Below are 23,079 nucleotides of genomic sequence, written 5' to 3'. Positions count from 1 at the left end.
CAACGTCAAAACAGGGAGGAAGCTCGGCCGAAATTGGCCCGCGTGCCACGCGACGTTAGACCGCCACTCTCGCGCTGGTCAAGGTTACGACATTCACCGTGATTGACCCGCAACCTCCCTCCCTTTTACCTTGGGCGCATGTTCAAAGAAGCGCTGCGTGACATCGTGGAGCAGACGGATGGGGGAATCGCGGGCATCTTGATGGACTCGAGCGGCATCGCGGTCGAGAGCTACACGAAGGACGGCGCCCCGTTCGACATCAACACCGTCGGCATCGAGTTCGGCGTGGTGCTCAGCCAAATCAAGCGCGCCGCAGAAATGGTGGAGGCCGGATCGACGCACGAGATCTCGGTGGGCACGGAGAAGATGATCACGGTCATCCGCCTGCTCGGCGATACGTACTTCCTGGCCCTGGCCATCGCCCCCAACGGCAACTTCGGCAAGGGGCGCTATTTGATGCGTGCCGCCGCGCCCAAGCTCCTGGCCGAACTCTGATGCCACGAGGCAAACCAGGCAAGCCAGGCAAGAGCGGCTCGAGCACCTTGCGCATTCTGTCCATCTCGGGCCCGAATCTCCAATTGCTCGGCACGCGGGAGCCGGAGATCTATGGGACGGAGACCCTCGCCGACATCCATACGCGCCTCGATGCCCGCGCACGCGAGCTCGGGTGCAGCTTCGTCGGGCGCCAAACCAACCACGAAGGCGACATCGTGACGTGGATTGGCGAGTCCCCCGGTCATTTTGACGGCATCCTGCTCAACCCCGGAGCCTACACGCACACGTCGATTGCCATTTACGACGCACTGCGCGCCACGGGCATCCCGTGCGTCGAGGTCCATCTCTCCAACCCCGACGCGCGTGAAAGCTTTCGCAGGCGTTCGCGCGTCGCGCCGGCTTGTCTCGGCCGAGTGGCCGGGTTTGGAGGGGAAAGCTACCTGCTGGCGCTCGCGGGCCTGGTCACTTCGTTGAAAATATGGTCCAACGACGGCGGGAGGTCCAAGTGACTGTGGATATCGATAAGCTGCGCGAGCTGCTCGACGTACTGAACGAAAAAGACATCGCCGAGTTCGAGCACGAGGACGAAAAGGTCCGCCTGCGCATCGTGCGTGGTCACGTGGTGTCGCCGACGGCCTACGCCGTGGCCGCGCCGGTTGCCTCGCCCGCGACGCTCGCATCGGCCTCTCCTGTGCCTGCCAAGGCCGGGGACGCCGCATCGTCCGAGGCCACGGGCGACACCGTCGACATCACGAGCCCCTTCGTCGGCACGTTCTACCGCGCCCCAAGCCCGGAGGCGCCTGCCTTCGTCGAAAAAGGCTCCGTCGTCCGCCCCGGACAGACGCTCTGCATCGTCGAAGCGATGAAGCTCATGAACGAGATCGAAGCCGACTGCTCCGGCACCGTCGTCGAGATCTTCGTGCAGAGCGGCAAGGCCGTCGAGTTCGGGCAGAAGCTTTTCCGCATTCAGAAGGCCTGAGGGGCGCATGTTCAAGCGCATTCTCATCGCCAACCGCGGCGAAATCGCGATCCGCATCATGCGCGCTTGCCGCGAGCTGGGGATCGAAACGGTGGCCGTGTACTCCGAGGCCGACGAGCGCGCGCTGCACGTGCGCTTCGCCGATCGCGCGGTGTGCATCGGCCCCGGCCCGGCGACGAAAAGCTACCTGCACGTCCCTGCGATCATCAGCGCCGCGGAGATCACGGCGGCCGAAGCCATCCACCCAGGTTATGGCTTCCTGTCGGAGAATGCCGAGTTCGCGCGCCTCTGCAAGAAGTGCGGCGTGACCTTCATCGGCCCCTCCCCGGAGGCCATGCGCGCCTGGGGCGACAAGGTCACCGCCCGCTCCAATGCGGTGCGTTTCGGCCTGCCGCTCCTCCAGGGCAGCGAGGTGCTGCGCGACGCGAAGCACGCGATTGAGGAGGCCAAGCGGGTCGGCTTCCCGGTCATCCTCAAGGCATCGGGCGGCGGCGGCGGGCGCGGCATGCGCATCGTCCGCAGCGAGTCCGAGGTCGAAGCGGCCTTCGCCAGCGCGCGCCACGAGGCGGAGACGGGGTTCAAGAACCCCGACGTGTACCTCGAGAAGTTCATGGAGCGGCCGCGCCACATCGAGTTCCAGGTGCTGGCCGACCAACACGGCGGCGTCTGGGTCCTGGGCGAGCGCGAATGCTCCATGCAGCGCCGCCACCAGAAGGTCATCGAGGAGGCCCCCTCCCCCGCGATGACACCGGAGAAGCGCACCGAGGTGGCGGAGGTCATCCGCAAGGCCATCCTCGAAACCGGGTACCGCTCGCTGGGCACCCTGGAGTTCATCATGGATGAGCAGGGCAACCTCTCGTTCCTCGAGATGAACACACGCGTTCAAGTCGAGCACCCGGTCACCGAGGCCATCACGGGCTTGGACCTGGTGCAGCTGCAGATCCGCGCCGCCGCCGGCGAAAAGCTGGATCTGCCGGACACGCGCGACTGGCCGCTGCGCGGGCACGCCATCGAGTGCCGCGTCAACGCCGAGGATCCGCGTACCTTCGCGCCCTGGCCGGGGCTCATCACCGAGTACTACCCGCCGGGCGGCACCGGCGTGCGGGTCGACTCGGGCGTCTACGGCGGCTGGCGCGTCCCGGCACACTACGACTCGCTGCTGGCCAAGTTGATCGTCCACGCGCCCACCCGCGCGGAGGCGATCGAGCGCATGCGCCACGCGCTCGACGAGTTCATCGTCGGTGGCATCCGCACCAACATCGAGCTTCACAAGCGTCTCCTGAACGACCGCGAGATGATCGACGGGACGATGACGACGCGGACGATCGAGCGCCTCCTGGCCGAAGGCTGAGATCGGCGAAAGACGCGAAGACCAGGAAGACGAGGAAGAGCCCTCTGGTACGGTGCCCGCGCACCGTACTAGGATTCCGCGCGCTCGGATGGCTCGGATGCGTGGCGCTCTTTCTCTCGTTCTTGCTGCTTTCGTCGCAGGCGGTTCCCTGCTCGCAGCGCAGTCTGCGCCGGCCGCCACCGCGACCGCTGCACCGGGCGCCTCCAAGCCGCGCCAGTACACCCTGGCGGAGTGCCTCGCGCTCGCGGAGCGCAACCACCCGAATCTGTGGGCGGCGCGCGCGCGCATCGATGGCTTCCGCGCGCAACTCGACGAGGCGCATTGGACGCCTTTTTGGCAGTGGAGCGGCGGCGCGAGCCTGACCAGCATCGCCGATGCGCGTGGAGCGGCGCCTTACACGACGGCCACCTCCAACGCGCTCAATACGAGCTTTGCCGACGGCTTCAATCCTTGGTTCCGCATGAACCTGAGCGGCGGCATTCCGCTCTACACCTTCGGGAAGATCGACTGGATCGGCCGCGCCGCCGAGGCGCAAGTTCGCGCCGGCGAGTGGGAGAGCGAGAAATTCCGCCAGCAAACGCGGGCCGACGTGCGACGGGCGTACTACGGCGTGATGCTCGGACGCGACATGAGCGCCACGTACGTCGAGATGACGAGCAAGATCGACAAGGTGCTCGCGTCGATCACCGAGAAGCTCGAACGCGGCGACCCCGGTGTCGACGAAGGATCGCGCGCGCGACTCGACATCTACCGCGACACCCTGGAGTGGCGCGCAGGCGATCCCCGAAAGCGCGAGACCGTCTCCATGAGCACGCTGCGCTTCATGACCGGTGTGCAAACCGATTTCGACGTCGTACACGCGCCGCTCGGCCGCCCCGAAGGAGACGTCGCCCCCGTCGTGACGTACCTCACGGCGGCGCGGCTGTATCGGCCGGATACGAACCAGGCACGGGCCGGCATCGCGGCGCGCCGCGCGCAGCTCGAGTTCGCGCAGGCGCGCTTGTTTCCGGATATCGCGCTGGGCTTCGGCGCCGGGATCAACATCGCCCGCAATGCCGAGATTCAGAACGGCTGGGTCTTCAACCCCTTCAACAGCAACGGCTTTTATTTCGGCGGTCCCCTGCTGAGGGTGCAGTGGACGCCGGACATCCTACCGGGACTGGCCCGCATCGAGTTCGCAGCCGCGCAGCTCGAAGAGGTGCGCGCGCTGCAGCGGCTCGCGCTCGGAGGCGTGGCCGTCGAGGTGGAGAACGCCTACGGCGTCGTGCTCGAGACGCGGCAGCGCGAAGACCGGTTCGGACATGCCGAGGGCGTCACCAAGAGGTGGCTCGAGAAGGTACAGGGCGAGGTGGAACGCGGAGCGAAGGACACCGCGGCCCTCACCGAGCCGCTGCAGCTTTACCTCGAGGCCCGCGTCAATCACCTGTACGCGCTCGTGGACTACGACATTGCGCTGGCCGAGCTGGCACGCGTGACGGGTTGGGACGCCGCAGCGACGCCCGGCGCCGTCCGTTAGTCGCTAGTTGCGCGGCTCGAGCTGCGCGTGTTGCTCGCGTTGCGCCCGGGGCACGAAGGCCACGACATCGAGATCGAACAGACCCGCAAGGTCGCTCTTCTTCTTGGTCACCTTCAACGAGATCCGTTCCGTCCCGCCATGTGACACGAGGTCTCCGACCTTGGCCCAGCCAAACTGCACATCATGGCTCCAGAACGGAATCGGCAGGATGCCAACGCCATTGACCGCGCCCACGTGCTGGCTACCAAAATCGAAATTCACCGTTCCGCGGGTCGCGCGGAAACGCTCGTGCACCGCGAAGATGCACGCCCACATCGTGTAATCCCCTGGCGGCAGATCGACCTCACGACGAAGCAAAATCGGCTCTTCCAGCTTGGCGTCGCCGACCATGAGGGAGCCGTTGGACGCGAAGTGATCGACCGGCCCCAGAGAATAGAAAGCGGGCCGCCCCTTCGAGAGGGCGACATTGCGAAAGCTCTCGGCTTGAACGAAGACGAAGCGATTCTTGACCTCGACACGCTCCACTTTGAGTGCCGTTCCAGCATCGGCCTGGAGGCGCAAAAAGCGTTCGACGCCCGGCGCATCGGAATGCGGATCGCGCACGAGGCACGATGGCGGCACGGCGATCTCGGTCCCCACGCTGCCCGAAAGCTTGCAGACGGTGGTTCCCCCGGCAGGTTCCACGAACTCGACCTGAATGGGGGCGCCGGCCGGCTGCCCGGCCACGAGCAGCCCATCCTGCCCGCCGTCCTCGTCGAACAACGCGTAGATGGCCACCTTGCTCTGGGTACTCAAGGTACGGAACGGTTGCCCGTCGGCCGCAAGCTCACGCTTCCCCCAAGCCTCGTCCAACACGTGAACGGGATACGACTCCTGCTCATCGTGGTACGAGCCCACGTCGAGCTTCTTCGGATCGCTCGTCGCCGAAAGACCATCGGCTATCCCGAGCCCGATCCTCGAGAGATCGAGATGGCGCGCATGCCAGGCAAAACCTGCCGTGGCGAGCACGAGCCCCGCGGTGCCGAGGGTCTGCGGGATGGCCTGCGGAATGCGTTCGAAGATCTTCGTTCGCTTCAGCGAGCCGATACCCAGCAAAAGCAGAAACAGCGAGAGACCGGCCAAGGTCACCTTGCGGCCCTTGGCGCGCAGATCGCTGATGTCCCAGACCAACTTGATCTTCGCGGGGGTGGAGATGGCCTCGGGCAAATCCAGGATGATGAGGCCATCGGGATTCTCGCGCACTTCGAGCGGCCGGTCTCCGAGCCACGCGCGCCACGTCGGTGAAAAGTTGGTTTTCACCACGAGCTGCCGTCCGTGCTGGCCCCCCGCTGACGTAACGGGCGTGACGGCAAACTCGTACTCGTACCCGCCGCCCGGCAAGTACTTGTCCACGGTCACGCTGGAGTCGTACCCCTCGCCGGTGAGCATGCGCGGCTCGTAGCCAACGCGCTCGAACAAGACGATGTCCGGCGTCTCCATCACGCTCCGCCATCGCGGATCCTCGCTCAGCGCGTGGATGAAGTGAGGCGTGCCCGCGACGATGTATTTGACGTCATAGGTCTCCGCTTCATCGATGACCGGAAAGGGAACGTGCCAGAAGGGCCCCTTTTTCTGCAAAACCTGGCTGGCGGGATTGTTCTCGTAAATCCAGCCCGAGATCTCGCGGAAGCCCGACAGCACGGGAATCATGTGCCGGACGTAGTTGACGCTCGGGGGTTGCACCGCCCCTTGTCCCAAGAACTCGCCGAAGACGCGCCCGCGCTTGTCGCCGTGTTCCTTGAGCCAGCCGGCCACCTCTTCGACGCTCTGCTCGAAGCGCGAAAACTCCTCCGCCGTGTACACTTTGACCGCGCGCTGGGTCATCACGAAGAACGCCCAGAACGCCCCCGCGGCGAGGATGGCCATGTTCAGCGGGTAGTAGCGGAATTTGCGATTCGCAAAGCGCCAAGCGCCATAGGCCGCCACGAAGAGCCACGCGAGGATGGCCAGGGTGATGAAGCGGTACCAGAGCAGATTCTGGTACATGGGCAGCAGATCGATCAGCCAGTGAATCTCGGGACCGAGCGCCACCCAGAAGGCCAAAATGAAGGTGATCAGGCACGACGCTACGGCGCCATTCCGCCGGCGAACCAGCTCGACGATGCCCACCAGGCCCGCGACGATGGCCACCATGCCGCACGTGCTGTACGTGAAGAACGACGAGAAGAAGCCAACCCGGTAGGACGAGATGAGGCTGCCCTCGAACCAATCCGAAACGGTGTCGAAGGCCGGACGGGTCCAGGTATAGGCCGCATCCGTCTTGGCGGCGAACTTCAAACTTGGATACAGCCATTCGCCGCTGATCGCGATGCCGGTGGCGACCAGCACGCCCATCATGAGGGCACTGCTCCCCATTTTGCGCGGCCCTGCGCCCACCACGAATGCCGCGAGGGCCAGGCACATCATGTACGTGGTGAGCAAATGCGTCATCACGCAGGCGCAAAAGACCACCGATCCCCACGCGAGGTGCATGAAGGCACGCGGCATGGGCGCCCGCTGCGCGCGACGAAACGCGATGAGCGTTCCCATCATCAGCGGGACCGCGAAGGCGGGATTCAGCATCCCATTCTTGAAATAGAATTCGAGGCCGAAGAGCTCCGAGGAAAAGAGACTAAGCGTGAGGGCCGTGAACTTCGGTAGATCGCCCGGCTCGTCCTCGAACGTGCAGGCCAATCCATACCCGAGCAGCGGTACGGAGAGGAAGGCGGCGACGATCCACGTTTTCAACGAAGCCAGGGCGCTGATGCCGAGTATCTTCGCCGTCGCCCCCGTCACGACGTAAAGCAGAGGCGGGGTGTTGTAGAGGAGATATGGAATTCCCAAATTGAATTTGGGACTCCATCCCATGTACGTGCCCGTTGCGGGGTAGAAGTCTTCAATCAGGTGCCGGAGATAGGCGTAGTGACAGATGGAGTCGTTATCGACCCAAATGCCTCGCCCGAAGGTTCGACGCGCGAGGAAAAGATTCATCCCCGTCAGCGCGAGAAGAAAAAGGCGATCGCTGTTCCAGACGCGCAACGCGTACGTTCGAAGAACGCCGAGTACGATGCGAATACGCTCCTCAGCCAGCTTGGCAACGACCTCTCCGGTAACCACGTCGGGAGGTCTTTACATCACATGAGCATCGAGGGAAACACGATCGTCGGGTCATGGGGGATCCCTGGCGCTCCAACGCCATCTGCCGGAGGACACCGCAGATGCGCGCAGACCTGAAAGCTTGGAGAATCTTCGCTCGGTTCGCTATAGCTACGCCCGATGCGTGCTTGGGCGCTCCGCAACTGGGTCTTCGTCGTCATCGCCCTGACGTACGCATATTTTTATCAAGGCGGGGACATGAACACGAACGTTCGTCTCGCGCTCACACGCTCCATTGTCGAGCGGCACGCCTTGGATATCACACCCTATCATACCCTCTCGATTGACAACGGATATTTCCAAGGGAAGTACTACTCGGACAAGGCGCCGGGCATCTCGCTGCTGGCCGTCGTGCCCTACGGTCTCATGCGTGGGGCCGAGAAGATTGCGCACCTCGATCCGGATCGGCCCGCCGTGCGAGCGGTGCGGCTTCACGTGTTGGTCATCTTGTTCGCGGTCGTGCCGGGTGTGCTCGCGGCGGCCTTGCTCCGATGGGCTGCGGAGCGCCTTTCGATCAGCACGCCAACCGCGACATTGCTGGTCGTGGGTTATGCGTGGGGAACATCCGCGTTTGCCTATTCGACCATGCTCTTCGGGCATCAGCTCTCCGCTGCGCTGGTGCTTGGCGCGTTCTGCGTTCTCTTGAAGGGGACCGGAACGGAGAGATCGCGCGGGGCCCTCGCGCTTTTTGGGGCACTGATTTCTTGGGCGTGGATCGTGGAGTATCCGACGGCCTTTCTGTCCATCGTGCTCGGCTGCTCGCTGCTGGCGAATACGCCTCCGCGCCGATGGCTCACCACCGTCGGGTGGGTCTTCGCCGGGGCAGTTCCTGCGCTTGCCCTGCACGCGACGTATGCGTTTCTCTGTTACGGCTCTCCGCTGGCGTTGCCGTACCAGTTCGTCGTGGAGCCTGTTTTTCGCTCGCATACGAGCTCGGGGCTGTTCGGCATCGGAATCCCCACGCGCGAGGGGCTCTGGGGCATCTCCGTCAGCGCCTATCGAGGCCTATTCTTTTATTGCCCTTGGTTGGTTCTGATGTTCGCCGGCTTCGGCGACTGGATTCGAAGGGGCACTTCGGGGACTGCAGGAGCTGCGGGCAAGTCCATGCTTGCGCTGATCGCCCTGCACGTCACCTTCGCAGCGTCCTACTACGCGTGGGATGGTGGCCTGGCCGTGGGCCCGCGCCATCTCGTGCCGCTTTTGCCATTCATGATCCTCCCCATCGCGTACTTCGCGGATCGTGGACGGTGGCAGGCCTTGGTCGCGGGGCTCGCCATTCTGGTGAGCATGCTCATCATGTTGCCCATCGTCGCGGTCACTCCCATGCTCCCGTTCGGGGATCCGGGCCGCACGAACCCTTTGTATTCTTACGTCCTGCCCGCCCTCGTGCGCGGCGAACTTGCGAGCAACTGGATCGATGCCTATGCAACCGGCGCCCATCGTGACGTCAGCTACAACCTGGGGCAGTTGGTCGGCTTGCCCGCGTATCTTTCGTTGGTCGTCCCACTGATGGCATGCCTCGGGTGCTGGGGCGTGAGCCTGCGTCGGGCCATGGCCAGATGATGCCGAACCTTCGGACGATACTCGCGCGACTGCTCCTCGCGATCTCCGCCGGCCTTGCGGTGTACGTGCTCTACGCGCACGCCACGTCGTGGTTGGTATTCTCGCGGGCGCTTCGTGCCCCGGTGGTCGAGCGATTTTCGTCCCCGGTGGAGTTCGCGCGCTCGTTCGAGGTTCGTTCCCAGGGAGGCATTTCGCAGCGCATCGAAGCAGGCGCGCTCCATCTGACGGGGCAATCCGACGCCAATGGGCCGGCGTCGTACATCGAATTCATCGGCGCGCCGATTCGCATGGGTGATCTCCGTTTGCGGATGCGCCTTCGAACGACCGGCCAAGGCGGCTTCGACGTCGCGCTGGGGCTCCAGACCGAAGGCCCCAGCGCGCGCACGCTTCGATTCGGCTTGGCCAACGGCGACGCGCCCGGCGTGTTCCGGCTCGTCGGAGATCTCGGCGCCTTTGGCAAGCAAGCGCAGGGCGATCAGGTCCTCGCCGAGGCCCGCGTGCCGTCGTACGCCGCGGATGCTTGGCACGACATCGACGTCCGCATCAGCCCGGACATCCGTCAAGCGCTCCTGCGCGTCGATGGCGTCCCCGTGGCCTCGCACCTGGTGTTCTGGGAAGATGGCACACGCGTTCGGCCCTATTTTGGCGTGTACGCACGGGAGCGCACCACCCCCATCGACGCAGAGGTGTCCGAGATCGCGTTCGAGCCCATCGACCCCGACACGCGCTTCGTCGACGTCGACGATACGTTCAACGGCAAAGTCATCGATCCCGCATCGTGGCGGGTCACGCGCGCGGACGAGCGACGCACCCGGATGACCATGGAGACGGGCCATGGCCTCGCCTTTCGGGTGGCCGCGATCGATCAGGGCGCCAGTGGCTTCACGCTCACGGGGCCGACGCATACGTTGGAATCGTTCTCCATCGCCGCAGACGTCGAGGTCACGCACCTCCGTCATGCGTCGATCTTCTTGGGCGTCGCCAATCTGGGCCACGAGCCGAGCTTCCGCGTGTTCGATGCCGGCATATCCGGGGGCGCGGAAGGAGCCAAGGCGTTCATCAATGGCCATCTCGCCGCGGATGGGCAAGGCCGCTACCGCGATATCGGAGACGTGGCGACACCTGCACTGGTTCACATCGAGATGTCCTACGACGCCCCCACGCACCGCGGGCGTGTCCGCGTCAACGGCGCAGAGGCCGAGGAAGAATTGGCCCTGCGACCCTTGGAGGACGTGATCTTCCGCATCGGAACGGCGTTGCATGCGCCCGATGCCGTCGCGGAAGGGCGCATCGTGCGGGTTTCATTCCGACGTCACGCCCCCCCGCTCTGAATCGATCTTGGACGCCAAGTCTTCGATGTCGTCTCCGTCATCGGCTTTACCTGCCCCGGCTTGCACGGTGCGCATCCGCATTTCGGCCAAGCCGATTTCGATGCGTTGACGGCGCTCGAGTGCCGCGATGGGCAATCCCGTCAACGGCACACGGCGCGGACGAAGGATCCACGAGGGACGCGCTTTCCACCCGATGACGGGAAATGATGCCCGATCATCGAGCCTTTGCGCGACGAAATAGTTGCTCGTGACCAGGTCGTACAGTTCGTCGCTTCGATGGCCCAACCAGAGTTCGAGCGTCAACTCGTCGAAGTCGTCGATGACGTAGGCAACGTATTGCCGTTCACGCAATGCCTTGGCCAGGTCGTCGGGAATGGGAAGCCCCGCGCGCAAAACGTCCACGAGCGCCATCAAGTGGAAGTGCCGTCGCGCGGTGACGTGCCCCCGCCCCGGCATGATCACATCACCCTTTTTTTCCAGCTCGCGAATTCGAGCCTCCACGCTCGCCGCATCGCTCGCGTTTCGGCTCGACGGGCTTGCCTCACCGGGATCATACAAAAAATGCCCGAGCTGCAGGAGCGCAGCGCCTGCCAACAATCCGCGAACGAGGGGCGACGAATCTTCTCGAGCGGTGAGCCGGCTACCGGTGACGGCAAACGCGATGGATCCGAACGTGGTGAAAAACATCAAAACGTTTCGATGACCTCCGACGTGCAGCCGACTCGTCGCAGAGGCCACGAATGCAGCCAATACGAAGGCAAACGAGAGGGCATCGTCCTTGTCCGGAAGGGCCGTTTTCTTCCGCCATGTTTCGAAGATGGACTGCCCGAATCTCACCAAAACGGCGACGACCGCGGCACTGATTGCAAAAGCATCCGTGGCATCGATCACGAAAAAGAGCGTGATGAGTTTGGCACTGATGCCGTGCGCCGCCGGCATTTTCAGGCAATAGAACCAGAACCAGCCATCCGTGGAGAGCGTCAAGATCGCGACGACGGGACACCAAACGACAAGCCAGCCCACGCTGATCGCGATCGCTGCGCGAATGCGTCGCACGAGCGCGAGTACGCAGACGACGATCACGAAGAAAACGAGTGCAGGTTGCTTGGCGAAGAAGGCGGCCGCGAGAAGCGCGCCCGTCGCGGCCATACGCATGGAGGTCTCCGACCCGAGCGCCACGACGAGCGCCCCCGTCAGCATCGCCACCGCGAGGGAGTCGCTGCGATCCAAATCGTACCAGTATCCCGTGATGGAATAGGCACCAACGAAAAGTGCAACCGCAATCAGGGCCCAGTACGATCCAGCCCCCAGCTTTCGCGATGCGCGGTGGACGAACGCCCCAGTGGCGCAAGTGGCCAGAATCGAGACCAACACGGACGCGCTTGCGATGGACGTGAAAGCCGCGAGTTTTGCGCTGAGCCAGAGGTGGAGTGGCGGATAGATATATGGAATGAACTCCGCGCTCGGGGCGACGTAGAGCGGCTTACCCATGAGAATGCGCTCGATGTGATCCGAGACCCCGCCGCTCATCCACTCGAGCTCGATGCCGTAGCGTCGCCGCTCGGCGATGACCCAGAGCAAGAGGATGAGATGGACGACGCCAACGAGGAGCGCCAAAGCGCGGGACACTCGGACCCACTGCGGCGTGTTCGCATTGCTCATGCGTGGCACAGCACGCTCGACAAGAGAGCTTCCGTCAAGTAGGGAACGTCCGGCCGTGCCGAATCATTCGCGCAGGCTCCCGTGTTGGGCCCGCCGGCGGGACGCCAAGGCAAATGCGCCTGCGAGCACCAATGGAGGAATGCTCGACACGCTCCGATCAAAGGCGACGGCGAGGATCGCCGTGGAGCTGTCCACTTGCCCGATCGAAGAAAGAAGCGCCACACCGGTGACCCCCACGACGCCTTCTGAAAACGGAAGGAGCGTCAGGACGCCGGCGAGGAGCGACACCGGGTAGATGAAGAAGCAAACCGCGAGCGAGGCTTGCCCACCCAGCATTCGCACGACGAGCCAGAGCTTGCAAAAATCCAGGGCCCATACCGCGCAGGACGAGGCGACATACACCGCAAACGTCGCCGGCGACGCAAATACCGTATCCCAAACGCCAAAGAGCTCGCCGGACGTCGTTTCGACCTTCGAGGCGAGCGATGGCCGCACCGCGCGAAGCGCCCGTGCCGCGACGCGGATCCCCCACCCTCGGATCGGGTGGTGACCGATGGCCACTGGCCCGAGGATCAACACCACGAGCAGCAACGCGGCCGTCCGCGACCAGGCTCCGCTTGCCGGTCGATCCGAAAGAACCATGCCCATGCCGACGATGGTGAGGCACATGACGAGCAGGTCGAGCACGCGCTCGATCATCACCAAGCCGACTCCGGAGCTGGTTCCGATGCCGAAGGGCCGCACCAACTTGGCTTTGACGAGATCGCCCACGCGAGCCGGTGTAACCGCTGATGTGCTCAGTCCAATGAGAAAAATCAAAAATCCGTCGGCCCACCGGTACGTCGCATGGGGTCGGGCTCGCAGCAATAGACGATGGTAACGAAACGCTCGTCCCGCAATGTGCAGAAGGGCTATGCCGAGAAGGAGCACCAGATGCTGCGGGCGCAAGAGCGCGAAGCCCTCGGCCATGCGAGTGCGATCCATGGCACGGAATGCCAAATACGCAATGACCGCATAGCCCACGATGGCCACAACGGGGCGCAGCCATTTCCGGGATATGCCGGCCGATTTCACATGGGTGTCGGTGTGCATTCAATTACCCTGGCTCGAAGCGCGCGGCGCATCATCATCTGCTGGTAGCTCGTTCGCATCCGCCGCGGACGGCATCGGGCCTACGTCGAGCACGTACCAATAGTCGGGTTGATACTCCCAACGAGGTCCGCGCTCGTTGCTCGTGAACTCGGCCAACCCCGGAAGGATGGGTTTGTCGCACCAAAAGACGTAACGAATCTTTTGCTCTTCACGCAATTGGCGAAACCGCACGGGGTCCGCCGCAACTTCCTCGGACAAGAAAACGATCTTCCTTGCGCCGAGGGGCATGGAAATCATGCCCATGAGCCCACCCAATCTGGGACCCGGCATGTTGATCGCCACGGCACCGGGATGGCTCAGTGCCGCCTGCCCGATCGGCTGGATGAACGGAAACATGTACATTCTGTCGTAATCCGTGAGCGCGGCGAAGAATTCGCGCAAGCTCGTAGGATTGCGCAGCGGCCCGACGAAGTGCGGAGTCATTGCGGCCCACGCAAAGGTGTAGCTGGCCTCCCCCATCGCGACCGCCCCGATCACGATGGCCCATACCGCTGCAGAGAGTCGCGGCCAGAGCCTCGCGCTCGAACGGAAAGCCTCGAGCGTCAGTGACAATGCGACCAACCCTGCAGCGTGGAGCCACACCGTATATCGCGCCCACCAATGCATGGGCGCGGAAACGAACAGCGGCCCGACGACGCAAAGGAGCAACAAGAAAAGGAGATTCGCATCGTCCGTACCGCGCAGTCCGCGCCTTACGAGACTTCGACCGCTATCGAGGACACACAACACGACCGCCGGAACGCCGGCGAGGAGCCAGAGAAACCCGAGTCCTCCCTCACGCTCATCGTAGTACCTGATGGATCGGGGCCAACCATCGGCGTGGATTCCCTGAAGCCACGTATACCCAACCCGCTTCCAATCAGGCCAATGAGCCATGAGAGCGGGCGTGTTGTTCTCCTCCGCGATGACCTCGTTCAATGGTCTCCCGGGAAACACGACGTGACCCGCCACGCGAAGCTCCACCGGATAAAGCGGATTCTTCATGTAGATGTAATCTCGTACGTACCAATACCCGCCGACGACCAGCGTCATTGCAACGACGCCGATCAGATAGGGCAGGACACGGTGAGCCGTCGAAAGTCGTAGCGTGTCACCGGATCTCAAGGTTGCAACGACGCTGCCGAAAACGACCGCGGTGATGCATAGAAGCGACAGCGGAAGCCCCGTCGCCTTGATCCCGATGGCGAGGCCCAAGCTGGCCCCCAACGGAACGAGCGTCTTCCAAGGAGCCGTGGCACGACCACGCATCCGCAAATAATGCGAGCAGGCGTGCAGCGTGGCGGCGCATGCCGTGGCGATGCACGACCCCAGTGCCGAATCGACATAGGTCGTCGGTCCTTGACTCACATTTACGGGGACGAGCAAGAATGCGAGTCCGCACACCCAGGCGATGGGTCTCGAAACACGCAGGCATTCGGCCATGGCGGTGATACTCAGGACGCCCAGGGGAAGAAAAATCAGGTTGCACGTATTGACTGGATTGGAGCAGCCGAACGCCCGGCACAAGAGAAAGGCCAGCGCCTCGAATCCTTTCGGATAGCCATTGAACAGATCGTTGATGACATATCGCCAGGAAGCCCCCTCATCGTAGACGGGCTGAATCCAATGAATGTATCCACGCCCATACCAGAGGTTGATGGTCGGGATATGATAGGCATTGCCATCCCACGACAGATCGGGCTTGCTCCATGCAGCGACCCACGACAACGCATAGAGCCCGACCCCAAAGGCAGCAAAGATCGCCATGCCGGTCGATAAGGCGAGTCCAGGAGGTCTCGTTCGAGGCGGTTCGTTTTCGGGCGGACAAGCGCGCCACGAGAGTGCCCCCGCCGCGACACTCGACAATATCGCAAATATGGCGATTGGTTGCGTTAATGGCGTCTCCAGGAGACTGACGGCAATCGTGCTCGCCGTGGCAAAGGCGAGCGCGCTTGCGTATGCGGTCAACGCTCTAAAGCTCGAGCATATTCTCATCGAACTAGCAAGCACGCAGTGCCGCACGGAATGGCGGACAATAAAGTCAAGCACGCACACACGATCATTTGATTCTCACAATGAGCAAACGATGAAATAAGCCAATTTCCGCAATGGATCCGCGCGAGAACGAGCGGAGTTTCGGTTCAAGGAGAGGTCATCGAAGGCCGGACGGCCAAGATCGACCTCTCCTCGTCCCACCCGCGCTAGCGCGACGTGCTGCTCGGTGCTCGATGCACCAGGATTCCACCCCTGCCGGTCAGGGCCCACGTGTTCTTGCCATCGCCCCACATCTGCGAGGCGTCGGCGTCGCCTCTTACGGCGCGAACAGCGGTCCCGTCCCAATGCAAGTGTTCACCAAACCACACATCGTTCGCCGCATTTGCCCACATCGCGTAAATGTTGGGAGCACCATTGGGCAAGTCGACGGGGGTCCATTTGCGGCCGTCGAAGTGTAGCAGCGTATGACGATGATTACTCCAAGCCCACGCATCGTCTTTTGCAACGGAGACAATGACGTCGATGAACTGCTCGAGTTGGCGGGTCCACACGCGGCCGTCGTAGTGAAACAGCGGCGCGATATCTCCGTGGTAGAGCGCCCAAATATCATCAGGCGCCGAGCCAGTCATGTCGTCAAGCGCGGGATACGGCGGTAAGCCAGGTGGTTGGGGGACAGTCGTGAACGTGGAGCCATCCCAATGCATGAACGTCGGCCCGCCAAACCACACGTCGTTCGGAGCGGTCCCCCAGACGGACTCGTATCCGGCGTCTTGCGGTGTTGCCAGGCGATTCCATTTGCCCGCTGCGTCTTTGTGCAACAAGAACCCTTTCTGCTCTTGCCCCAAGATCCAAGGGTCTTCTCCCAAGACCCAAATTTCATTCCCGATGCCCCATACGTCCGAGAGCTTTCCGAGTGGGCCAAACCCAAAGTCGACTTCCTTCCACCGGCAACCGTCCCAATGGATAGCGGCACCGTGCCACGAAGGCGCCGTCAACTGGCCGACGGCATAAATATCATTTGGGCCGGTCCCCCACGCCCCTCCAACTGCATACCGTACCACATGCGGCACGGGAGGGCGCGTAACGGGTACGAAGGACTCTCCGCGGAGACCAAGAAGCTCTCCGCGTTCATCACCGATGAACCCCCAACCAGGACCGCCGATGAAAATGGAGGCTGGCAGCGAGGCACCTGGATACGCGTAAGGCCGCAACGACACGCCATCGGAGTGCAGCATCGTGGTCTTGCTCGAATCGTCGTGCCCAAGCACCCAGAAGTCCGTTGAAGACGCGCCGTGAAGTGCGCCATACGAAAAAAACGGTACGTCGGTTTGCATGAGTTGCGAGCCGAGTTTTCCTACGCCACCAAAGGCGCTGATCCACACTTCATTCGAAGGAAAGACGCGCACCGATCTCGGATCGAAGAACCCTTGGCCCGAGACCCATCTCTCGTTCGAAAAGGAGTAAAGTACGCGATGCCCAGGGTCGCGTGGCGTTTGCCCTGAATGGCTCGCGACGAGCCAGGGTCGTTCTCCGGTGGCATCGAGGGACACGGCACTTCCATCGTCGGGGATGGCGAAATCCGTGAACTTGCTGCCATCCCAATGGGTGGTTTTCGATCCGTAGCCAAACCAGAGATCATTCGAACCGGTTCCCGAGACGACATCCTCCGGCGTCGTCCGCATCGTTTCGGGAACGCCGTCTCGCAGACGCACGATCGCCCCTGCCCCAGGCTCCCGCGTCGACCAGCCCGTTGCCCAAACCTCGCGGGGCCCCGTTTGAAAGACGGCCTGGAAGTTTATCGTGGGGTCGACGTGAGTGCGTCGGAGTTGTTGGCCATCCCAATGCAGAACGGCCTCCGCGGCTGCCCATACGTCATTGGGTGCTAGCCCGTGAATGGATGTGATCGGAAAACCTTGAGGCAACGGGTCAACCCAGCACCAGCCGTCCTCGGAACACGTCGGAAGATTCGTCAGATCGACGCACCCCGTGAGGGGAGGCTCTCCCCCATCCGGCGAAGGCGGTCCTCCGTCGGGCGGAGCGGGCGGCAAGACCGAGTTGCCCTGGCACGCCGCCAACGGAAGCATAGGGACGAGAATGAAAGCCAATGGAAGCAAAGACGTTAGTCGCATGGCTCCTGAGCTCTTGCGGTGGAATCAAGAAAAAGCCGAACTTTATTGGACTCGCAAAACAGATCGGCCACGAGGCAATCTGCATCGCGTCCAGCGCGATTGCGTTTCCTCGAGCCTGCGAATGCGGATCGTATCGAAGCATTGAGCTCGAGCGATTCAGCATTTCGGTGTCAATCGCAGGGAAACCTCAACCTGTGTTCATCGAACGGCAAGCGCGCGTCGTCGCGTCAAACAGCGATTAAGGAAGATAGAGATATAAGCGCAGTCATTTGATCCTTACGTCAAGAACGTCTAGCAAGCGACGGGCCAAGCTAAATTTTCGCAGGGATATACGCGAGAAGGAACGGAGTTTCGATTCACTCGTGATCGTACGGTCATACGATGCAGCGAATTATTTCGAGAAACTTCTCACACGCGGTGGCCGATAGCCGCGCTCGAATTCATGCCATTTGCGGCGCGGATGCTCTCGTCGCGCCCCTGATCGCGATGTCCGGCCGCAAATGGGCAAGGAGAGGACATCGAGGCCCCGTGGCCAAGATGAACCTCTCCGTCGCCCCAATCCGCACTAGCGAGACGTGTTGCCCGGTCCTCGACGCACCCGGATCCCACCACTCAACAGCGACCACGTGTTCTTCCCATCACCCCACATCCGATGGGCGTCGGTGTCGCTGTTTACGGCGCGAACCGCGGTCCCGTCCCAATGCAGCTGTTCGCCAATCCAAACATCGTTCGGTCCGTTTGCCCAGATCCCGAACACGTCGCGCTTGGGATCGTCGTTGGGCAGCTCGACGGGGGTCCATTTGCGGCCATCGAAGTGCTGCAGCGTGCGACGAAAACCGCTCCAGCCCCAGACGTCGTTCTTTGCAACCGGGGCAACCAGCTCGATGTACTTCTCGACTTGCTGCGTCCACGCGTGCCCGTCGTAGTGGTAGAGCGGTGCATCCTGGCTGCGCGCGATCGCCCAGATATCGTCGCTTCCGGAACCCGTCAGTTCGCCGAACGAGGAAGAGCCAGATGGCTTGGGCACTGTCTCGAACGTGGAACCATTCCAATGCATGAACGTCGGCCCGCCGAACCACACGTCGTTCGAGGCGGCCCCCCAAACGGACTCGTATGGGGCGTCTTGCGGTGTTGCCAGGCGAGTCCATTTACCCGATGCGTCTTTGTGCAGCAGGAAGCCTTTCTGGGCGTCGTGACCTACGATCCAGATTTCATCCCCTTTGCCCCATACATCCGAGAACTCTCCCAGCGGACCCAGGCCAAAGTCGACCTCCTTCCATTGGCAACCATCCCAATGAATGGCCACACCGCGCCGCGAAAGTGCCGAGATCTCGCCGACGATATATATATCATTTGGGCCAGTTCCCCATATTTCTCCAAAAATAGATGGCATGGGTGGGCGCGTGACCGGTACGAAGGATTCTCTGCGAAGCCTTAGCAGCTCGCCGCGACCATCACCAACGTAACCCCAGCCCGGTCCGCCGAAGAACATGGACGTCGGCGACGAAGCGCCTGGATACGCGTAAGGCTGCAACGACGTACCATCGAAATGAAGCATGGTGCGCGCGCTCGAGTCATCGCGCCCGGTCACCCAGAAGTCCTTTGAAGATGCGCCTTGAATCGCGCCATATCCATAAAATGGCACGTTGGCATGGATGAGTGGCGATCCGAGCTTTCCTACGCCATCTTGGGTGCTGACCCACACCTCGTTCGGAGGAAAGACGTGCACCGCACTCGGATTGAAGGGCACTTCGCTCCGAGGGACCCATCTCTCGTTCGAAAAGGAGTAAAGTCTGGTATACGTACCGCGTGGCACGATTGCATGGGCCGCTACGAGCCAGGGTTGCTCTCCGGTCGCGTCGAGCGACAGGGCGGTTCCATCGTCGGGGATGGCGAAATCCGTGAACTTGCTGCCATCCCAATGACTGGTCTTCGATGCACCGCCAAACCAGAGATCATTTTGACCCGTTCCCGAGATGACATACCACGGCGTCGCCCGCATCGTTTCGGGAACGCCGTCTCGTAGACGCACGATGGCCCCTACCCCACTCTCCCGCGTCGACTTGCCCGTTGCCCAGACCTCGTGGGGCCCTGTCTCAAAGACGCCCTGAAAATCCATCGCGGGGTCGAAGTATGTGCGTCGGAGGTACTTGCCATCCCAATGAAGGACGGCTCTCGCGGCGGCCCACATGTCATTGGGCGCTATACCGTGCATGGATTGGATTCGAAATCCCTGCGGCAGCGGGTCGACCCAGCACCACCCATCCTCGGAACACGTTGGAAGCTTCGTCAGGTCGACGCATCCGGTGAGGTCCGGCGGATCTTCCCAATCGGGCGGAGGTTGTCCCCCGTCAGGCGGAGGCGGTCCTCCGTCGGGTGGAGGGGGCGGCGAGACCGGATCCTCCTGGCACGCCGCCAGAGGGAACATGGGGACGAGAATGAAAGCCAATGGAAGCAAAGACGTCAATCGCATGGATCCTCAGCTCGTGCATTGTACTCGAGAAGAGACGAACGTCATCGGACGCGCAACATCATGTCACCTGCGCCGCCGCCTGCATTGCACCCTGCCCCGTTGCGCTTCTCGAGCACGACACGGTACGTGCCCGGCTGTTGGAGGTGAACGTCGAGACTGGCGCACGTTGGCGCAACAGCCGTGGCGCCAGCGCCCAGCTCGATGGTGCCGTCCTCGGACAGCACGCGAATGCGCGTTGTATCGAAGCACCGAGCGAGTTCCAGCCGATGATCCCCCGCCGAGGCGCTCTGCCATTTCAGCGTAATGTCTTTGCAGGCATCGGGCACGAAAATGCCATGAAGGCATCCCGAGTCGTCGTGGATGGTCGGCACCGCGTCGCCGCGCGTTTCCGTCGCGCTCATGCATTGGAATGTGTTTAGAAAGGGAGCGAGCGTTTCGATATCGATCGCAGGCAATGCGCCCGGGCCTTCGTCCGAGTCCACTTTGTTGTCGAGGGCAGCTCGATACTCGACCACGGATCCATCCTGGTCGGTGACGCGCACCCGGTAGCTCGTCGCGTCCACGGATTCTCCCGTTGGGTGGGGAATCACGCGGAGCCCTTCCAGCGCAGTGAGCTGCGCCGGGGAAAGCTTGGCCCGTGTTTGATCGTACCCTGATGATCCCTGCCAGAAACCGAAGCTCCGTATCTCGATGCGTTCGCTCGTGGCTTTCCAGATCACGGGAGGGTCGTCGACCGAAGAGGAGCAGGCAGACATCATCCAGGTCAAAATAAGGCAAGTACTCGTTGCAATGGTTCGCATAGGCGACAGCAACGCAATTCCAAGACCATACCGCCGTAGCGGCGAATAACGACTAGCACGTGCCGATCATCGTGCCAGATGATAGCCAAGCGGGACATGGAAATCAGGGCCGTCCCGCAGCGTTTCATATTTCGAACGTGCTCATCGACCAGCCACGCCAAACGTTGCGCGAGTTCTTGAGAGCTGCACTCCTATTTTTGTGACTCTCACCCAATTCGAAAGAGGAAGGGCAGCGCAGGTGAACGAAAGCCTCGTCGTCAACCTGAAAGTGGCCGCACACCAGGCAACATCACACCACTCCCCACCACACGGCACGGGACAAAAAGGTTGCAATAGCCGCCAAGCCCTAGCGATGGCCTGGTGGACCAGCTCGTTCCTTTGTATCAACGAGCGGGGGATCCTTCATGACGTGGAAGCCATGTTTCTCCGCACGCTCACGCTGCGCGACGTTCGGTGTCTTCATCGCGTTCACCTATGCTTGCAGCCAGGAGCTACCTGACGCATTGGGCCGAGAGAACGCCGCCAACCTCTCGGCGCGGGTCGAAGATTGTACCGAACATGGGCTTCTCGCAAGCGCCCCATTCTCGTGCACCGCGATGAAGAGCGCGTTCTTCTTCGCGGGTAGTTGGCAAAATGGAATCAAATATTACGAATACAGCCCGGTGGACAACAGGCACTACTACACCGTACATCCGGCCGATTCGCGGCATTTGAATTGGTCGGAGCGTCGATCGTATCAAGACTTCGCGCTCGACGAATTGGTCTCGGCTGGATTCAACGTGATCGACATGTCCACGTGGGGCCCACGCGGGAGCGACAACTGGGCTCCCTACGCGCCCATGCAAACGTCCACGTACGCCCAGGACGAACTCTTCGATGCTGCGCTGAAACGCGACATCTTGATCATTCCGGTCATCGAAGACGTCGCGGCCACGCCAAATTCTCCGCAGGTACGCTTTCCGGAAGACTTCGGCCGAAACGATCACCTTCGGAAAGCGATCGACGATCTGGTGAATCGATACATCGTCTCGCCGGCGAATCCCAAGTGGCCATCGAAATGGGCACAGATTTATGACTCCAAACTTCAGCCGCGGTACGCCGTTCTCCTGATGCACGTTTGCTCGAAGGCCATCGCCGCGTCCGACCCCGATGCCGATTCGACGTTCGCATCGTGGATTCATCAGCTTGCCGAAGACGTCAAAGGCGACACGGGCGTCGACGTAGGGTTCACACTCGATGCGACCCCGGCAGATGGCGCGAGCGCGAATACCTACTACCTCGTGCCGAAGAGAGCCGGGGCCATTCTGAAAGATACACGCGAAGTTCTCGCCATACGCCCCTTCTTGAGTGAAATTCTGCATATGGATGGCCCCGACGAGGACCGCTTCTGGGCCAAGCACGACGAGGCGAAAGCATGGATCGCAACGGGCATTCCCTACATTCTCGACATTACCGCAGGATACAACGCCACCATCTTCGGGGAGCCGTACGTCTACGGCAATGACGATATCTGGCGCAACGATCAGGGCGCGATCCGAGGTCTGGGTCAATCGGGGCTCTCGTTCACGGCCTGGAACGGCTACACGGAATCCTGGGCCGGCATGCCCACGCAGGAGTCAGGTCGCGACGGAACCCCCGGCGACACCTGGAATCGATGGCTCAAGGCGATGCTCTCCGGCGATGCACGAAGGTGCAACTACGTCCACTTCGTAAACGGGCAACCGAGCCATCGCGTCTACGGCGAAATCTGCGAAAAGTGGGTCGCCTATTCCGGAACCCGAGGCGTACTCGGCTCCCCGCGGGCAAGCGAAGCGGATAGCCATTCCGACGGCTCTCGTATCAGTGAGTTCCAATACGGCATCATATTGTGGAACCTCGAGCACGGCGCACACGAAGTGCACGGCCTCATTGCCGACAAGTATAGGCAACTCGGCCTCGACGGAGGCGATCTGGGTATGCCCACCGCCGATCAAGAATCCTCGAGCACATGCGAAGGAGGCGCGATCAGTCGATTCGAAAGAGGGACCATCGACTGGTGCCCCGGTTGGACCGAGGCACAGGGTCATCCGAACAATGACGCCGGCGTTCCTCCCACGGGGCCCGATGGCGGACCGTGAAGGGGGTTTGCTAGCCCCAAGCCAGCTTCCCTATCAAACTAGCATCGGCGCCGTACGGAGTCTTCTCCCGGCAGACACCCGTCGTCACGTCGCGAATTTTCGACCTCTTGGGAAAGTGCGTCGCATTCATGGTAACGATGGTCGACGTGGAAATGGAACCTACTGACGCTGCCTCGTCCGAACGCTCGCCGGCCGCGGAATCCGCAGAAGGAATTCCGATACCGTGTCGTCGTTGTGGGGGAGCGATGCGGGAGGAGGCGCCGGGAGAAAAGCGCGGTGCTGTCATGGTCATCTGTCCGTATTGTGGATTACGGGAGGGATTGCCCCGCAGAATGAGACCGCGCGTGCAAAAGCTCCGTGCAC

General features: G+C 62.2%; 15 protein-coding genes. 8 read left to right on the top strand and 7 right to left on the bottom strand.

Going from position 1 to position 23,079, the window contains the following annotated elements; translation table 11 throughout:
* Positions 1-138: 138 nt before the first annotated feature.
* From LZC95_15545 to LZC95_15525, 5 genes are all read left to right on the top strand, one after another.
* Positions 139-495: a hypothetical protein gene (locus tag LZC95_15545; GenBank protein ID WXA98243.1), complete on the top strand. Its 357-nt coding sequence runs from the start codon at positions 139-141 to the stop codon at positions 493-495.
* A complete protein-coding gene (locus LZC95_15540; protein ID WXA98242.1) occupies positions 495-1,004 on the top strand; it encodes a 3-dehydroquinate dehydratase in 510 nt (169 codons plus the stop codon). The genes LZC95_15545 and LZC95_15540 overlap by 1 nt, the downstream gene beginning before the upstream one ends.
* Positions 1,001-1,474 carry an acetyl-CoA carboxylase biotin carboxyl carrier protein gene (gene accB / locus LZC95_15535; GenBank protein ID WXA98241.1) on the top strand — a complete coding sequence of 158 codons (474 nt, stop codon included), beginning with the start codon at positions 1,001-1,003 and terminating at the stop codon, positions 1,472-1,474. The genes LZC95_15540 and accB overlap by 4 nt, the downstream gene beginning before the upstream one ends.
* 7 nt (positions 1,475-1,481) lie before the next feature.
* The gene (accC, locus tag LZC95_15530) at positions 1,482-2,825 is read left to right on the top strand and encodes an acetyl-CoA carboxylase biotin carboxylase subunit (GenBank protein ID WXA98240.1); all 1,344 of its coding nucleotides are present in this window, start codon (positions 1,482-1,484) and stop codon (positions 2,823-2,825) included.
* A gap of 88 nt (positions 2,826-2,913) precedes the next feature.
* The gene (locus LZC95_15525; GenBank protein ID WXA98239.1) at positions 2,914-4,341 is read left to right on the top strand and encodes a TolC family protein; all 1,428 of its coding nucleotides are present in this window, start codon (positions 2,914-2,916) and stop codon (positions 4,339-4,341) included.
* Positions 4,342-4,344: 3 nt separating this feature from the next.
* Here LZC95_15525 and LZC95_15520 read toward each other — a convergent pair whose 3' ends face one another.
* Positions 4,345-7,476 carry a hypothetical protein gene (locus LZC95_15520; GenBank protein WXA98238.1) on the bottom strand — a complete coding sequence of 1,044 codons (3,132 nt, stop codon included), beginning with the start codon at positions 7,474-7,476 and terminating at the stop codon, positions 4,345-4,347.
* Positions 7,477-7,635: 159 nt separating this feature from the next.
* Between LZC95_15520 and LZC95_15515 the strand changes: the two genes are divergently transcribed.
* Entirely contained in the window at positions 7,636-9,078 is a 1,443-nt protein-coding gene (locus tag LZC95_15515) for a hypothetical protein (GenBank protein WXA98237.1), read from the top strand.
* Positions 9,075-10,409, top strand: a complete 1,335-nt coding sequence (locus tag LZC95_15510) for a hypothetical protein (protein ID WXA98236.1) — start codon at positions 9,075-9,077, stop codon at positions 10,407-10,409. Before LZC95_15515 ends, LZC95_15510 begins: the two co-directional genes overlap by 4 nt.
* On the opposite strand, the gene LZC95_15505 is transcribed toward LZC95_15510, so the two are convergent.
* The 6 genes from LZC95_15505 to LZC95_15480 all read right to left on the bottom strand — a co-directional run bounded on the left by LZC95_15505 (position 10,380) and on the right by LZC95_15480 (position 20,518).
* Positions 10,380-12,071: a hypothetical protein gene (locus tag LZC95_15505; protein WXA98235.1), complete on the bottom strand. Its 1,692-nt coding sequence runs from the start codon at positions 12,069-12,071 to the stop codon at positions 10,380-10,382. The genes LZC95_15510 and LZC95_15505 overlap by 30 nt on opposite strands.
* A 63-nt stretch (positions 12,072-12,134) precedes the next feature.
* Complete coding sequence (locus LZC95_15500) at positions 12,135-13,163, bottom strand: flippase-like domain-containing protein (protein WXA98234.1); 1,029 nt, start codon at positions 13,161-13,163, stop codon at positions 12,135-12,137.
* A complete protein-coding gene (locus LZC95_15495) occupies positions 13,164-14,969 on the bottom strand; it encodes a hypothetical protein (GenBank protein WXA98233.1) in 1,806 nt (601 codons plus the stop codon).
* Positions 14,970-15,403: 434 nt separating this feature from the next.
* Positions 15,404-16,909, bottom strand: a complete 1,506-nt coding sequence (locus LZC95_15490) for a hypothetical protein (protein ID WXA98232.1) — start codon at positions 16,907-16,909, stop codon at positions 15,404-15,406.
* A 982-nt stretch (positions 16,910-17,891) separates the two neighbouring features.
* Positions 17,892-19,754, bottom strand: coding sequence for a hypothetical protein (locus LZC95_15485; protein ID WXA98231.1), 1,863 nt, complete (start codon positions 19,752-19,754; stop codon positions 17,892-17,894).
* Positions 19,755-19,840: 86 nt separating this feature from the next.
* Positions 19,841-20,518, bottom strand: a complete 678-nt coding sequence (locus LZC95_15480) for a hypothetical protein (GenBank protein ID WXA98230.1) — start codon at positions 20,516-20,518, stop codon at positions 19,841-19,843.
* Positions 20,519-21,003: 485 nt separating this feature from the next.
* Between LZC95_15480 and LZC95_15475 the strand changes: the two genes are divergently transcribed.
* Positions 21,004-22,716, top strand: a complete 1,713-nt coding sequence (locus tag LZC95_15475; GenBank protein WXA98229.1) for a hypothetical protein — start codon at positions 21,004-21,006, stop codon at positions 22,714-22,716.
* Positions 22,717-23,079 lie beyond the last annotated feature (363 nt).

Source organism: Sorangiineae bacterium MSr12523, assembly GCA_037157775.1.
GTDB lineage: Bacteria > Myxococcota_A > Polyangia > Polyangiales > Polyangiaceae > Pendulispora > Pendulispora brunnea.
This window is presented reverse-complemented; position numbering and strand designations above follow the sequence as displayed.